The following is a 13536-nucleotide window of genomic DNA, read 5'->3' as shown; positions in this document are numbered from 1 at the left end:
ATGTCTCAACAGTTTGATCTTGTTGTTATTGGCGGTGGTCCAGGTGGTTATGAAGCGGCGATTCGTGCAGCTCAACTTGGTTTCAAAGTCGCTTGTATCGAAAAACGTATTCACAATGGTAAACCATCTTTAGGCGGAACTTGTTTAAACGTAGGTTGTATCCCATCTAAAGCATTGCTTGACTCTTCTCACCGTTATGAAGCAACGGTTCATGATCTTGCTGAACACGGTATCACGACAGGTGAAGTTAAATTTGATTTAGACACTTTGTTGGCACGTAAAGACAAAGTTGTAGATCAATTGACGGGTGGTGTTGCTCAATTACTGAAAGGTAATGGTATCGAGTGGTTACAAGGTACTGGTAAATTACTTGCAGGTAAAAAAGTAGAATTCACACCGTTTGAAGGTGAAGTACAGGTTTTAGAACCAAAGTACGTCATCCTTGCGACTGGTTCTGTACCTGTAAATATTCCAGTAGCTCCTGTTGATGAAGACTTAATCGTTGATTCGACTGGCGCATTGAAATTCTCAGAAGTTCCTAAACGTCTTGGTGTGATTGGTGCAGGCGTTATCGGTTTAGAACTTGGTTCGGTATGGCGTCGTCTTGGTTCAGAAGTTGTTGTGTTTGAAGCATTAGATGCATTCTTACCAATGGCAGACAAAGCATTGGCGAAGGAATATCAAAAAATCTTGAAGAAACAAGGTTTAGAAATCCGTATCGGTGCAAAAGTTTCTGGTAGTGAAATTAATGGTCGTGAAGTGACGGTTAAATACAACCAAGCTGGTGAAGACAAAGAACAAGTTTTTGACAAGTTAATCGTTTGTGTAGGCCGTAAAGCGTATGCAGAAGGTTTATTGGCAGAAGATTCTGGCATTAAATTGACTGAACGTGGTTTGGTTGATGTAAATGATCAATGCCAAACATCTGTAGAAGGTGTTTACGCGATTGGTGACTTAGTACGCGGTCCAATGCTTGCGCATAAAGCAATGGAAGAGGGTGTAATGGCGGTTGAGCGTATTCACGGTCATGCTGCTCAAGTGAACTATGACACCATTATTAGTGTTATTTACACGCATCCAGAAGCAGCTTGGGTGGGTTTAACTGAAGAACAAGCAGTTGAAAAAGGTCATGAAGTTAAAGCAGGTCAGTTCCCATTTGCGGTGAATGGTCGTGCATTGGCTGCTGGAGATACGGCTGGTTTCGTTAAATTCGTTGCTGACGCGAAGACAGATCGTTTGTTAGGTATGCATGTCGTCGGTCCAAGCGCATCTGATATTGTACATCAAGGTATGATTGCACTTGAATTTGTATCTTCAATTGAAGATCTACAATTAATGACTTTCGGTCATCCAACATTCTCAGAAGTTGTACATGAAGCAGCGCTTGCTGTTGATGGTCGTGCCATCCACGCGATTCAACGTAAACGTAAATAATAAAAAAATAAGTGTGGTTCGCCACACTTTTTAACTAATAATGGTTGATATAAGAACCATCATTTAATATAACTTATAACAGTCTATAATTAATAATATTTCTAGACTGTATGAATGACACTATAAACAACATAGTAGGTAACTGAATGAACTTACATGAATATCAAGCTAAAACATTATTGAAAAAATATGGGATGCCAGTGCAAGAAGGTATCTTAGCAACAAATGCAGATGAAGCGGTTGCTGCGTTTGAACAGCTTGGTGGTAAATTCGCTGTAATGAAAGCGCAGGTTCATGCTGGTGGTCGTGGTAAGGCTGGTGGTGTAAAAGTTGCAAAATCTAAAGAAGATGTTATCGAATTTGCAAACAATATTATTGGTACACGTCTTGTAACATATCAAACAGATGCAAATGGTCAGCCAGTAAATAGTATTATTGTTGCTGAAGATGTTTATCCCGTTGAGCGTGAGTTGTATTTAGGTGCAGTGGTAGATCGTTCTAGTCGTCGTATTACGTTCATGGCTTCTACCGAAGGTGGCGTAGAAATCGAGAAAGTTGCAGAAGAAACACCTGAAAAAATTATTAAAGTTGAAGTTGATCCACTCGTTGGTTTGCAACCTTTCCAAGCCCGTGAAGTTGCATTTGCATTAGCATTAAAAGATAAACAAATTGGTCAGTTTGTGAAAATCATGACGGCTGCTTATGACGCTTTTGTAGAAAATGATTTTGCCTTATTTGAAATTAACCCACTTTCTGTTCGTGAGAATGGCGAAATCTTATGTGTTGATGCCAAAGTAGGGATCGACTCGAATGCACTATACCGTTTACCTGAAGTTGCAGCGTTACGTGATAAGTCTCAAGAGAACGAGCGTGAATTAAAAGCATCTGAATTTGACCTTAACTATGTTGCTTTAGAAGGTAATATCGGTTGTATGGTCAATGGTGCAGGTCTTGCAATGGCAACCATGGACATCATCAAGCTTTATGGTGGTCAGCCTGCAAACTTCCTAGACGTTGGTGGCGGTGCGACCAAAGAGCGTGTAATTGAAGCGTTCAAAATTATCCTTGCGGATACGTCTGTACAAGGTGTTTTAATCAATATCTTCGGTGGTATTGTACGTTGTGACATGATTGCTGAAGCAATTATTGCAGCGGTTCAAGAAGTAAACGTTACTGTGCCTGTTGTTGTTCGCTTAGAAGGAAACAATGCTGAGTTAGGTGCGAAGTTACTTGATGAATCTGGTTTGAAATTAATTTCTGCGAATGGTTTATCTGATGCCGCAGAAAAAGTTGTAGCTGCAGTGAAAGCGTAAGGAGTATCAATCATGAGCGTATTAATTAATAAAGACACTAAAGTATTGGTACAAGGTTTTACTGGTAAAAACGGTACTTTCCACTCTGCGCAAGCTTTAGACTACGGTACTAAAGTTGTTGGTGGTGTGACTCCAGGTAAAGGTGGCACAACTCATCTTGAACTGCCTGTATTCAACACGATGAAAGATGCTGTTCGTGAAACACATGCTGATGCAACTGTGATCTACGTACCAGCTCCATTTGTTTTAGATTCAATCATTGAAGCGGTTGATTCTGGTGTTAGCTTAATTGTTGTGATCACTGAAGGTGTTCCAACGATTGATATGCTAAAAGCAAAACGCTACTTAGAAACCAATGGTAATGGTACGCGTTTAGTTGGCCCTAACTGCCCAGGCGTAATCACGCCAGGTGAATGTAAGATTGGTATTATGCCAGGTCACATCCACCAACCGGGTCGTATTGGAATTATTTCACGTTCAGGTACATTGACTTATGAAGCGGTTGCTCAAACAACGAAGCTTGGTTTAGGTCAGTCGACTTGTATCGGTATTGGTGGTGACCCAATTCCGGGTATGAACCAAATCGAAGCACTTCAATTGTTCCAAGACGATCCAGATACTGATGCAATCATCATGATCGGTGAGATCGGTGGTACAGCGGAAGAAGAAGCTGCTGAATTTATCAAATCTAACGTGACTAAGCCTGTCGTAGGTTACATCGCTGGTGTAACTGCGCCTAAAGGTAAGCGTATGGGTCATGCAGGTGCGATCATTTCTGGTGGTCAAGGTACTGCTGAAGAGAAATTCGCTGCATTTGAAAGAGCGGGAATGGCTTATACTCGTAGCCCAGCTGAGCTTGGTTCTACTATGTTGCAAGTTTTAAAAGAGAAAGGTTTAGCGTAATACGTTAGATTTTGATCTGAGAAAACCCCGATGGAGACATTGGGGTTTTTTTATTGGGAATATTATCTAGCAAATTCACATTTAATTTATGAATAAATATCCATGATAAAATACTTGACATGGTTATTTTGTATTCGTACTTTATAATATACATTTAAATGCTAGCGACAAAGTAATGGAAGTTATATATCTAATTTTTGGAAAGTTATATGGCAATTTGCCGTATAACTGTAGCTAGGTCTTTAAGTTCTATGCAAGCATTGTTCGTACATGGAATGGGGCGCTCGCCTTTATCTGGTTGGCCAATGTGTAAGTTTTCGCCCAATTTTGCACTAATTCATTTTTAATTTTGCACTGAATTTTTATATCTTATTTTGCACTAGAATATAAATAAACAACTAGTTTTAATTCCTTATTCACACCCATAGCAATTACTTATTAATAAACTGAGCAAATCTATATTGATTCATCATTAAAACACTTAAGTTTTAATGATGAACATTAATGCCAAGTTCCTTGGGCGTACTGACATTGTAGTGTCTATAGCTGGCACGGGATCAATAGCTTGAGCAGGACTTGAAAGTACGACGATATTTGTAGGATCAATCGTTGTTACTTCACCATTTAGCCCACTCATAAGTGTTTGAGGATTATCGTTAGAGGTATTATATAAGTTTGCAAGAAGAGCAGCAGTTACAGAAGGATCTCCCATAAATACGCTGGTCGCTTTCTGAAAGCTACCGAACGCTCGAATATGATCCCAACCTCGTGCGAAGTTATCTATCATATTTGGTACAGCAAAGGTTGTCACGCCATCACCGCCAAAGGTATTGCCAATCACAGCAAATAAATTTGGATAGGATGAAATCGGATATATATTCCCATTACATTCAAGATACCCCGCTGGACAAACTGAATTTGTCCATAACTCCATCGTTCCAGTCTTTATAAGAAATGGTTGAATAGCTGAAGCTAAAGCCGTTATTGCAGCCGTTAACCTGCTATCAACTTCTTGAACGTTCTCATTTGTTGCAAACAACGCGAATAGAGCAGCCTTTAATTGGTTTTTGTTATTCGGATCAAGAGGCTCATGTACCTCAACTACACCAGCAATTTCTTCTTGAATATGATTACACCATGATGGGTTAATGTAAGTAGCATCTTGTCCGCTTAAATCTGCATTATCATGAAAGCCTTTTTTACCTGCACCATTCACATTAGCACGTGCATTAACGCTATTAATACGTTCCATTAGATTTCCTCAATATCGTAGCGTAAAAACGCGGGTAAAAAATTTGAAATGATGCAATTAATATCAGCTAAAACAGGGCTTTGTAGCTTGAGTTTGACTTTATACCTAAGCTGCTCAGTATTGACTGCTGAATTGCAAGGCGCTGTACATTGCATTGGTTTATAAGTAATTAGCTCAAAATCAACGTTAAAAATCGCTAAAAGCTGCTCTAAGTAATCAAGGTTAAAAACATTTTTGGTATTTTTAATCCAGTTGATCACTTGTAAACGTTCTTGCACTGTTTGAGCGACATTTGTCTGACATTTAAGCGGTAAACCGTATTCTTGCTCATATTCAGTTAGAAGTTCAGGTGGAATGCCTTCCAACACTGATAATAAACGCTTCGCGTTAAGGTCACACTCCGCCAATGTTTTAGCATGAGCATAAATATCTTTAGCAACCACAGTATTTAACGCCGTGTCATAACCACCCACAGGCAACAACTGACGCAATACTGAAGCATAAATTTTTGTTGTTTCTTCTAAAGTCATTATGTAGCACTCACTGCCAAAGTGCCGATCCGTAACCAGTTTGTATCCATCCAGTCCACGATAGGCACAACGTTAGACGATGGTGTCAAAGTTACATCCGTGACATTCGGCAAAGCCACGATACGAGCTGTTAAAATAGCGACTTGATATGTATCAGCGGGTGCAAGCTCAGCGAAATAATCTCGAATCACTTGCTCAACTTGATTGAGATTTATGCCGATGCCTGAGACAACAGCCGTTATATTTACTAGCTGTAAAGTAGGTAAATAGACACGACAATCAGCCCAAAAGCCTGCGTAAGTATCTAATGCGGCTTGAGCCGCATCGAGTAGCGTTTGGTTTGGTAAAGTTGGTGGATTGCCTATAGCCGTAATCGCCACATCAAGCGAACCAAGTCCGCGACGTTTTGGATAAACATAAACATGCTGAACGCCTGTCACACCTTTCATAAAACCAATCAAGTCAGCTTCACGGTCACGTGATAAACCGAGCTGCTTACGTTCTAAAAGTCTAGCTCGCCATGCCTCTAATTCTTCTTGATCTGAACCGCCGCCAATGCTTACATCAGTAGCCTTACCACTCAAGCCCGCGACAGGGCTAACCCATGATAAAGACCCGTTAAAATTCCATGATGCACCTGTTTTATCAGCAATAACATTCACAATAGCAGGCGTGTTCGCTATCAATGAAACATTAGCAACTACGCTCCAGTAATGGCTTTTACCGTCAGTCAACTTGCTACCAGCATTAATCGTTAGATCAACGTTAGAAATGGCTGTGACCGTGCCCGATGCTTGAACACCACCCAAACGCGGCAAGCCTAATTCTTGAGCGTGAATATACAAATATGGTTCGTCAGCCGTTGCAATAAATTGCTGCTTTTGAATATATAGCTGGTGACTATATAAACCGTCAACGACTGAAGCTGTACCTTCAGCACGAATTGCAGCATCGCTATCCTCATGTGCTGTGATACCTGTTTGCCCTCTAATTTCTTGAAGAATTGTATTTCTGATTTGTTGGAAATTCGGAATATTAAACATTATCCACCCACTGGAACAAAATAAAGAATAGTCTGCTTTTGACCTGTTAATTGAGTGATTTCAATATGCAAGTCTAAACGGCTGCGTTCGCTCTGTGATGCCATAATTTCTATGTCAGCTACGCGACTTGGGGCTAAATCTTCTAATGCTTCTTCAGCATACTGAACCGCTAACAGTCGATTACGTGGCACATCTTTTGATCGTCTCAACAAGTACAAGCGGCTGCCTAAATTTGGATTAGCCCAATATTTCCGTCGTTGTATTTTGAGCCGCATGATGATTGCTTGAATCAAATCCACATCAAAATTCTCATCAAGGCTTTCGACAATATAGTCACGAGTTTTTATATCAATTTTCGCCATGAAGCCCTCACATTTGTTGAGTTGGGGCAGGGGTATTGCCATTGGTATGACTGTTATAAATCTCACGCATATTTTGCATTGAACTTTTCTTGTCTGAGATTTCAGCCAATGATTTAATGTCTTTTTCAACAATTAAACCGCCTTCAATAATTTCAACATCGCCAACCATTTTTATGCCATTTTCATGGAGTAGAACTTGATGCCCGAATTGGTCATAAATACAAGTTTCGCCTTCAGAGACTGTGATCATTACAGGGGCTTCAGTAGAACCAACAATGATGGATCGGGACGATTTACCAAGTAGGGGAATAATCACGACACGGCTGCCTTCAGGAATCCATGAGTTAAAACCGACTTGTTGGATAATTTCCATCTCGTCCAGCACTTCGCCATCATTACCCGTAATTTGTGCCTTGTAGCCAGCACGCGCAATAATGCCGAAAAATGCTTGCCGAACTTGACCAATAGCTCTTGAGATTTTGCTCATTCTGCATCCTCGTGATACGTGCCGTAACCGTCCTCATCCAATCCAAGATCGGCATTGGTTTTAGCTTTCTTTGTTTTTTTAGCTTTTTGTTCAGGTTCTTTATAGATGAGTGGCTGTGCCCAATCGCCTTTGCGCTTGAGCTTCAATTCAGTAGTTTTGCCATTGTTACGTGACAATTTAAGCGTGCGCCCGATGACAACCCAAGTTGCATTTGCACGAATTAGTACATCAGTTTGTAGATTGATTTGACCACCTGTTTTCCAAACTTGACCATTAACAGTCCAGTCAGGGACAACAGCGGTGAGGGTATAAGCTTCTAAATCATTATCATGTTGAATTTTATTGATAGCCGCTTGAGCTTCGGCTTGTGTCTCAATATCGCTCATGGTGACGATCTTAAATCGCTTGAATGAATAGGGGGTATTTGCTGTCGTAGTTGCAGAAATAGCACCGCCTTTTCCGTCTTGACTGAGAATTTTTATTTCATTAAAAACGTTAGAAACATCTTCTTCATAACTCATGCTAATGACATTGTTATCAAGACCTGAGCGCATGAGTTTCAGTGTTTGAATATTTCGATCAGCGAATTTGAATGGATCACCAACTTGCAAGCCGTCACTTGGATCGAACCAAACGAATTGACCTGTGACTTGAGCCGCTTTAGAAATTGCATCATAAAGCGACTCGCTGGGTTCTACTGTGACTTTGTTCTTTAGCCAGTTATTATCTTGTACTCGCACTGTTTCAAAAATAGAGCTGAGATCAGCAAGTACAAATTGTTCTAGTAGAGTTGATAAATTGACCTGTCTTGAATTTTTAATAGGCACAGAACAGTCAATGAGCTGACCAACCATGTCACGCCCTGTAATCTGTAAAGCGCGCCCTGATCGGCTGACAGCTTCAGTCAGTCGATCTACAATTCCCGTTAAAACTAACTCATTTCCGTAATAAATTTCGGCTTTCACGCCTGCTTTTACTTGTTGTGGCAAATGACCAGTTGGAGGATTAAATAAAGTCATTGACCACCCATCAGCGGGCACATCAATTTGACTGTCTATAACTACTTCGTCCCAGTCCGTACATTCAAAACCACTCAACAATAAACGAATGACTTTGCCCTGATTATCTTGCATAAGTAATTAACTCCATGCCTGATTGCAAAGTTGCTAAATTAAATATTGTTGGATTTAGCCGTTTAATTTCTTCAGCACGATTCATATCGCCATATAGTTGATGCGCCAACCAATGCGTAGTGCATGGCAATAAAATAGGGGTATTTCGAATCGGTGGACGTGTCTCAATCAATGCTTGAATCTGATCATGCACGTCACTCGCTAACGTTTTGTAATGAGCAACTTGTAATGCTGGATCAATGTTTGACTGTAAAGCTTGTGTTTGAGTGATTTCACGTTCAGTGGCGATAGCCTGCTTAATCTCTTTACGCACTTGCCGACGTACAATAGCTAAATCAATAGGTGTGACTTTTACATCACGATTTTGAGACATATCTGTACGTGTTTGCTTAACAATAGCTTGAGCTGCTGCAACTGAAGACGCCACGCTGACAGAGCGCCAAAGCTGTTTAAAAGCAGCACTATCAATTTCGTCATCTTTTTCAAAAATTTTACTGACTCGTTTGACTCGATCAATCATTGATTGCCATTTGCTGATTGCTGAAATGTCAGTAAGTTCAAATGTCGCTAAACGGACAACATCATCAACTAAGCCAACCGCCCAGTCGGGAGGTGACAAAATATTATCAATAGTTGTACGGACTGTTCCCAAGATTCTTCGAGCAGTTTGCAAGCCGTTACGAATGCGATTGATGACTTTAAAAAATAAATTCGGGTCTTTGTCTTTGAGTTGTTCTAATTCACTTTGTAATGCTGCCGCAGGCGTTAGAATGACATGCGTATAAACAATCTCAGGCGGTAAAGTACGCGGAATAAATAATGTTTTGCGCTCAGCTTTAGCAACAATAAAATCGACATCAATATCACAGCCGTCTACGGTTTCTGTACCATGCACAATGTTCCAGTTTTGAACATGCACATTCTTAATACCGTCAATCGGGTGAATTAATTCACCTTCACCAGCCATGGAGAATGCTGCTTTCAGAGCATCTAAATAAATAAGGTAGTCAGTGCCAGAAAGGAAAATACGCATGCTGATTTTTTCAGCATCGTTCCCCATATCTTCTATTTTTGCATCGTTAGAGTAGGGTGCTTGTTGTACAGCCAAAGATTTAGAAATGCTATTGTTTGTTGATACACAATCAAACTTCACACCTCTAAAACTTGCTTGCTGTAAATCTTCTTTCCAGCCCATAAATAACCCCTTAGTACTTAGTACCAACGTCTCTTTTTGAATATAGGATCATCACGTTTAACTGTTTGCACAGCAGGAGTGGCTATAGGTTGAGATTGAGGGCGATTCTTAGGCGTAGCCTCTAGTTCCTCAACTTTACGCTGCAAAAGCTTGTCTGTAATTGGTGCAAGGAAATCCATAAAAAAGCCCCATCTTAATGATAGGGCTATTGTAAAAGGGTGTGATTTTTCTGTTTAGATGGAACTACTTCCTTTAACTATAAACAATTGGCTTCTTGGTTTCAGTAAAAGCAAGGATAGTACTTAACGCAATAATCGCATTTTCAGGATGTCCTTGTTGCAGTTCAACTAAAGCCCAGTTGAGTAATTCATTAAATTTTTCAGGTTGCATTTTATACCCCCAATAAACCAAGTTGAATAGGGGATACGGTACGGGCAATTTTACCTGTATGCGCAAGCACGAACACCTCTTGATCTGGTAGTAACTCCAGATCACGCATTTCTTCTTTAATCTTACGGACACGACGGGTTGAAATTTGCATGCAGCGTGCAATCTCATCATTATCCAGTCCTTTTGATAGATAACGGTACATCTGGCGGTATTGTAAATGATCGACCATTAGGCGGTCTTTAAGGCGGGAATTTAAGTCAATAAGGGTAGACTGGTGATGAATGATGTGGTATTCGAGTTGGTTGAAAGCATTAAGGTAGGCTAGCTTAAATTGCAAAGCTTTAGAACCCGTAAAGCCCATTGCAAGCAAGACGAAAGCATCACGAGTTAGATTGTAGTAGGCTTGTGGTTTCCCATTTTGCAAGTCATTGTTTTTATAGCAAAGCTGAAAATTCAGCGATGCAAAAGACTTATCCAATTGGATAGAAAGATTTTCAATTGATTGTAAAATATTTTTGTGTTGCTTATCAAAAATTTCAGCAATTTGCAGTGATGAAGTAACGGCATGACCGTTTTCAAGGTGAACAAGATTAGTAGCCATAATTGACTCCGTTTGAATGAGTAGCTTACTCATCACCACAACGCCAATTATGGTGATGAACTAGACAAGATTGGCGTACTGACTCAAACGTTATCAGCGTAGCAAAAGCTACTCCTGTCTAGCCCACCATAACAGTGTACTAAATTTTTGACATAAAAAAACCGCTAGTGCGGGATTTATGCACGTTTGAAAAAACAGAACGCCAATTCAGACGGCAGATTTTGCTGCCGTACCGTTAGAATGAAATATCTTTAGATAAAAATCAAGCGATTTTTTATAATTTATTTTGCACTAAAATGATTGATTATTTCTTCTCCCCCATTTGTCTCATCCAATTTTTATGCTCCTCAAGTTGTTTTTTTCTAGCTTCTTGTAATTTTTTACCTTGCTCTTCACTCAAACCATAATGCTCTTTTGATAGTTTTTCAAATTGATTGGATTGATCAATTAATTTCTCACGTTTATAAGCTATACGCATTGCATCATATACTTCTGCTAAATAAGAATGTTTGACTGTTGGCTTATAGAATTCTTTTAAATCATGTGTTTTGCTAACCCGTTCAGCATATTCATCTACAGAATTAATTAATTCATTAAAACGTTCTTTGGCTTCAGAAAAGCGCCCAGCTTGTTGTAAAAATTTAGGTAATCGAACCAGAGATTGTGCGCCATAATCCATCATGGCGTTAGGCATTAATAACCAAACTTCTTCTAAACACTTTATGGCATTATCCCAATCATTATGAGAATATTGCGTCGCTTGTTTATTTAATGTACTAATTTTTTTATCAACTTCATTTCTTGGGAACATTAAAGACATTGCATTTCCTTGATATAATTAATGAAAACACTATATCAATAAGGGTTTTGAAAAACCAAAGGTTTAGTCGGAACTGCACCCTCACGATTACCAGTATTTAAGCCAAAATTGCTAAAATTAACATTGATTGCACCGCTCAGTGCATTGGGTAGCTTTTGTAGTTCTTTAACTACTTGCCCCATTTGTTTATTCTGTTCTTCTAAAAGTTGTGATTGATTTTCCATAATTCCATTTTGCTCATTAAAATATTCACCAAAAGCTTCACCACCTTCTGATCCTGCCCAGTATCCCAAACCGCCACCAATAAGCCCACCAACTAAAGTGCCTAGGACGGGAACAACTGAACCCAATGCTGCACCCGCAGCAGCACCAGCTAATGCGCCACTAGTACCGCCAACGGTTTTAGAGTAATCAACGTTTTTTTGATATTGCGAGAGCGAGTCATTTTGTGCTGTATCATATAATTGATACGCACCTAGACCTACAGTTAAAGGTACAGCACCACGAACTAGCAATTTTTTTGCACCAGCTAAAGCACCTGCTGCACCAGCTCCAGCACCCCCCAAACCGCCGCCCATTCTCGCACCGACACCAGTAGCGGCTAGAACAGCAAGAGCGCCTGCGGCTGTAACTGCCCAAGCTGCTAAAGCTTGGTTAGCTTGCATTGTATCTTTCAAACCACTTTCAAATTCTCCAAGTGTACCTTTGACCTGATCATAAACTTTGATCGTTGCAAGAATTGTTTCTTGTTCTAAGGCGTGGGCTTGGGCGGGTTCAATAAATGATTTTTCTTTTGCAACTCTTTCATTACTGCCTTCGCCATTCCATGATTGTTGTGAAATTCGCTCAAAATCTCCATTATTTAGACCCGCAATAATCGACATTAAGCCTGATAATGATTGCTGATTATGGAAAATTTTACCGAACTCTCCAGCAGCAACAATATTCATCGCTTCAGTTTTTAGAGCAATTGCTTTACTTTGATCGCCTGATTTTTCAGCCGTTGCAATTTGATTCTGTAGCTCTACAAAACGCTTATTTTTAGATAGTTGTCGATTCATCAGCATGACTGTTGCTGTAACTGTATCAACGCCTTTTAATTTTTGATTTGCTAGATATGTCGTAATATCAAATCCTGTTCGATTACCTTTTAAACCGATCTTTTTGATTGGATCTCCATCTTGCAATTTAATATATTTGCCAATGCTTAAAGCGAAGTGGTTTTGAGAAAATAAGCTATATAGATCACGCATAGATCAGAGCTGTCACGACGAATAAAGCCCTTAATATTCTTAATATCACGGCTACCCATACGACCTTTTTCACGAGAGACTGCACCAAGCTTTTTGATAAAACCCCATGCTTGTGTGTAGCTTGGTTGTTTGCCGCTGTAATAGCTCGGCAATAATTCCAAACAAGCCGCTAAAGTTGGTTTTTGTGGCTTTGCCCAAAGTTTAAGCAAAGGTTCAGCCCAATCGGGAATATCTTTCTTAGCTCGTTCTTTGGGAGCTAAAACGCTGATAGCGTTAATATTCTTTTCTTCAGCAGCTTTAACAGTGCTAACCCAATCAATGACAGTACGTCGACTAACTACACGGCTATCACCCGACTTAGCATTTGCTTTTGAAACAGCCTCCTGCAACTCTGGCGATAATTTACGGATAGTTGCATCAGTTATGAATTGCTCAATTGTGCGTGTGATCTGTGCGCCCTGATTCACTTGCTGCTGCAAGAAACGCACGACATACAAACGGTTTTCCGCGATCTCACGTTGCCAATTACTTAGCTGGTTAGCTGACTGAATTGGTTGTGATGGGTTAATTTCAGTTAGCCCTGTTTCTAATTCCACAGTTGCAGTTAGATTTTTGCTTTTAAGAACTTTAGATATGATTAAGTTCTTAAAATTGGCATTAGGTTCGTATTCTCGACGAATACCCCCTTTCCCGCGGCTAGGAACTTCTCTATACTTCCAATTGTTCCGTGTTAAGAACTTGTCTAATCCTTTTTGACTTTTAGGTAAGCCATCAAGCTCTAATTCAAGTAATTCGGTTACACTGTAATGAGTTTTCATGT

General features: G+C 39.9%; 16 protein-coding genes. 3 read left to right on the top strand and 13 right to left on the bottom strand.

Translation table 11 applies throughout. The features are described 5' to 3' along the window. From lpdA to sucD, 3 genes are all read left to right on the top strand, one after another. Positions 1–1434 (top strand): dihydrolipoyl dehydrogenase, encoded by a 1434-nt coding sequence (gene lpdA / locus C502_RS0100850; RefSeq protein ID WP_018676969.1) that lies wholly within the window; start codon positions 1–3, stop codon positions 1432–1434. Positions 1435–1580: 146 nt separating this feature from the next. Continuing rightward, complete coding sequence (gene sucC / locus C502_RS0100845; protein ID WP_018676968.1) at positions 1581–2747, top strand: ADP-forming succinate--CoA ligase subunit beta; 1167 nt, start codon at positions 1581–1583, stop codon at positions 2745–2747. 12 nt (positions 2748–2759) lie between these two features. Next, positions 2760–3650: a succinate--CoA ligase subunit alpha gene (gene sucD / locus C502_RS0100840; protein ID WP_018676967.1), complete on the top strand. Its 891-nt coding sequence runs from the start codon at positions 2760–2762 to the stop codon at positions 3648–3650. 481 nt (positions 3651–4131) lie between these two features. Here sucD and C502_RS19340 read toward each other — a convergent pair whose 3' ends face one another. From C502_RS19340 to C502_RS0100775, 13 genes are all read right to left on the bottom strand, one after another. Then, positions 4132–4902: a phage tail protein gene (locus tag C502_RS19340; RefSeq protein ID WP_018676966.1), complete on the bottom strand. Its 771-nt coding sequence runs from the start codon at positions 4900–4902 to the stop codon at positions 4132–4134. Next, complete coding sequence (locus tag C502_RS0100830; protein ID WP_018676965.1) at positions 4902–5432, bottom strand: DUF2313 domain-containing protein; 531 nt, start codon at positions 5430–5432, stop codon at positions 4902–4904. The genes C502_RS19340 and C502_RS0100830 overlap by 1 nt, the downstream gene beginning before the upstream one ends. Next, positions 5432–6475, bottom strand: coding sequence for a baseplate J/gp47 family protein (locus C502_RS0100825; RefSeq protein WP_018676964.1), 1044 nt, complete (start codon positions 6473–6475; stop codon positions 5432–5434). Before C502_RS0100825 ends, C502_RS0100830 begins: the two co-directional genes overlap by 1 nt. Further along, on the bottom strand, positions 6475–6837 hold the full coding sequence (locus tag C502_RS0100820; protein WP_018676963.1) for a phage GP46 family protein: 363 nt from the start codon (positions 6835–6837) through the stop codon (positions 6475–6477). The genes C502_RS0100825 and C502_RS0100820 overlap by 1 nt, the downstream gene beginning before the upstream one ends. A 7-nt stretch (positions 6838–6844) precedes the next feature. Further along, positions 6845–7324 (bottom strand): phage baseplate assembly protein domain-containing protein, encoded by a 480-nt coding sequence (locus C502_RS0100815; RefSeq protein WP_018676962.1) that lies wholly within the window; start codon positions 7322–7324, stop codon positions 6845–6847. Continuing rightward, on the bottom strand, positions 7321–8457 hold the full coding sequence (locus C502_RS0100810; RefSeq protein ID WP_018676961.1) for a phage baseplate assembly protein: 1137 nt from the start codon (positions 8455–8457) through the stop codon (positions 7321–7323). Before C502_RS0100810 ends, C502_RS0100815 begins: the two co-directional genes overlap by 4 nt. Next, on the bottom strand, positions 8447–9652 hold the full coding sequence (locus C502_RS0100805) for a DNA circularization N-terminal domain-containing protein (RefSeq protein WP_018676960.1): 1206 nt from the start codon (positions 9650–9652) through the stop codon (positions 8447–8449). The genes C502_RS0100810 and C502_RS0100805 overlap by 11 nt, the downstream gene beginning before the upstream one ends. 17 nt (positions 9653–9669) lie before the next feature. Further along, positions 9670–9831 (bottom strand): hypothetical protein, encoded by a 162-nt coding sequence (locus C502_RS19075; RefSeq protein WP_018676959.1) that lies wholly within the window; start codon positions 9829–9831, stop codon positions 9670–9672. A gap of 73 nt (positions 9832–9904) precedes the next feature. Continuing rightward, on the bottom strand, positions 9905–10042 hold the full coding sequence (locus C502_RS19070) for a hypothetical protein (RefSeq protein WP_018676958.1): 138 nt from the start codon (positions 10040–10042) through the stop codon (positions 9905–9907). 1 nt (position 10043) lies between these two features. Next, complete coding sequence (locus C502_RS18585) at positions 10044–10643, bottom strand: Rha family transcriptional regulator (RefSeq protein WP_018676957.1); 600 nt, start codon at positions 10641–10643, stop codon at positions 10044–10046. A 304-nt stretch (positions 10644–10947) separates the two neighbouring features. Further along, positions 10948–11463, bottom strand: coding sequence for a hypothetical protein (locus C502_RS0100785; protein WP_018676956.1), 516 nt, complete (start codon positions 11461–11463; stop codon positions 10948–10950). Between the two features lie 35 nt (positions 11464–11498). Then, entirely contained in the window at positions 11499–12716 is a 1218-nt protein-coding gene (locus C502_RS18580; RefSeq protein WP_023274482.1) for a glycine zipper domain-containing protein, read from the bottom strand. Continuing rightward, the gene (locus C502_RS0100775; RefSeq protein ID WP_018676954.1) at positions 12671–13534 is read right to left on the bottom strand and encodes a MerR family transcriptional regulator; all 864 of its coding nucleotides are present in this window, start codon (positions 13532–13534) and stop codon (positions 12671–12673) included. Before C502_RS0100775 ends, C502_RS18580 begins: the two co-directional genes overlap by 46 nt. Positions 13535–13536 lie beyond the last annotated feature (2 nt).

Source organism: Acinetobacter tjernbergiae DSM 14971 = CIP 107465 (assembly GCF_000374425.1).
Lineage (GTDB): Bacteria > Pseudomonadota > Gammaproteobacteria > Pseudomonadales > Moraxellaceae > Acinetobacter > Acinetobacter tjernbergiae.
The sequence above is the reverse complement of the archived record's forward strand: the minus strand, read 5'-3'. Positions and strand labels throughout refer to the sequence as shown.

Bases quoted from the DNA above. Each gene is read 5' to 3' on its own strand.
- lpdA (WP_018676969.1), top strand. From the start codon at position 1: ATGTCTCAACAGTTTGATCTTGTTGTTATTGGCGGTGGTCCAGGTGGT.
- sucC (WP_018676968.1), top strand. From the start codon at position 1,581: ATGAACTTACATGAATATCAAGCTAAAACATTATTGAAAAAATATGGG.
- sucD (WP_018676967.1), top strand. From the start codon at position 2,760: ATGAGCGTATTAATTAATAAAGACACTAAAGTATTGGTACAAGGTTTT.
- C502_RS19340 (WP_018676966.1), bottom strand. From the start codon at position 4,902: ATGGAACGTATTAATAGCGTTAATGCACGTGCTAATGTGAATGGTGCA.
- C502_RS0100830 (WP_018676965.1), bottom strand. From the start codon at position 5,432: ATGACTTTAGAAGAAACAACAAAAATTTATGCTTCAGTATTGCGTCAG.
- C502_RS0100825 (WP_018676964.1), bottom strand. From the start codon at position 6,475: ATGTTTAATATTCCGAATTTCCAACAAATCAGAAATACAATTCTTCAA.
- C502_RS0100820 (WP_018676963.1), bottom strand. From the start codon at position 6,837: ATGGCGAAAATTGATATAAAAACTCGTGACTATATTGTCGAAAGCCTT.
- C502_RS0100815 (WP_018676962.1), bottom strand. From the start codon at position 7,324: ATGAGCAAAATCTCAAGAGCTATTGGTCAAGTTCGGCAAGCATTTTTC.
- C502_RS0100810 (WP_018676961.1), bottom strand. From the start codon at position 8,457: ATGCAAGATAATCAGGGCAAAGTCATTCGTTTATTGTTGAGTGGTTTT.
- C502_RS0100805 (WP_018676960.1), bottom strand. From the start codon at position 9,652: ATGGGCTGGAAAGAAGATTTACAGCAAGCAAGTTTTAGAGGTGTGAAG.
- C502_RS19075 (WP_018676959.1), bottom strand. From the start codon at position 9,831: ATGGATTTCCTTGCACCAATTACAGACAAGCTTTTGCAGCGTAAAGTT.
- C502_RS19070 (WP_018676958.1), bottom strand. From the start codon at position 10,042: ATGCAACCTGAAAAATTTAATGAATTACTCAACTGGGCTTTAGTTGAA.
- C502_RS18585 (WP_018676957.1), bottom strand. From the start codon at position 10,643: ATGGCTACTAATCTTGTTCACCTTGAAAACGGTCATGCCGTTACTTCA.
- C502_RS0100785 (WP_018676956.1), bottom strand. From the start codon at position 11,463: ATGTCTTTAATGTTCCCAAGAAATGAAGTTGATAAAAAAATTAGTACA.
- C502_RS18580 (WP_023274482.1), bottom strand. From the start codon at position 12,716: ATGCGTGATCTATATAGCTTATTTTCTCAAAACCACTTCGCTTTAAGC.
- C502_RS0100775 (WP_018676954.1), bottom strand. From the start codon at position 13,534: ATGAAAACTCATTACAGTGTAACCGAATTACTTGAATTAGAGCTTGAT.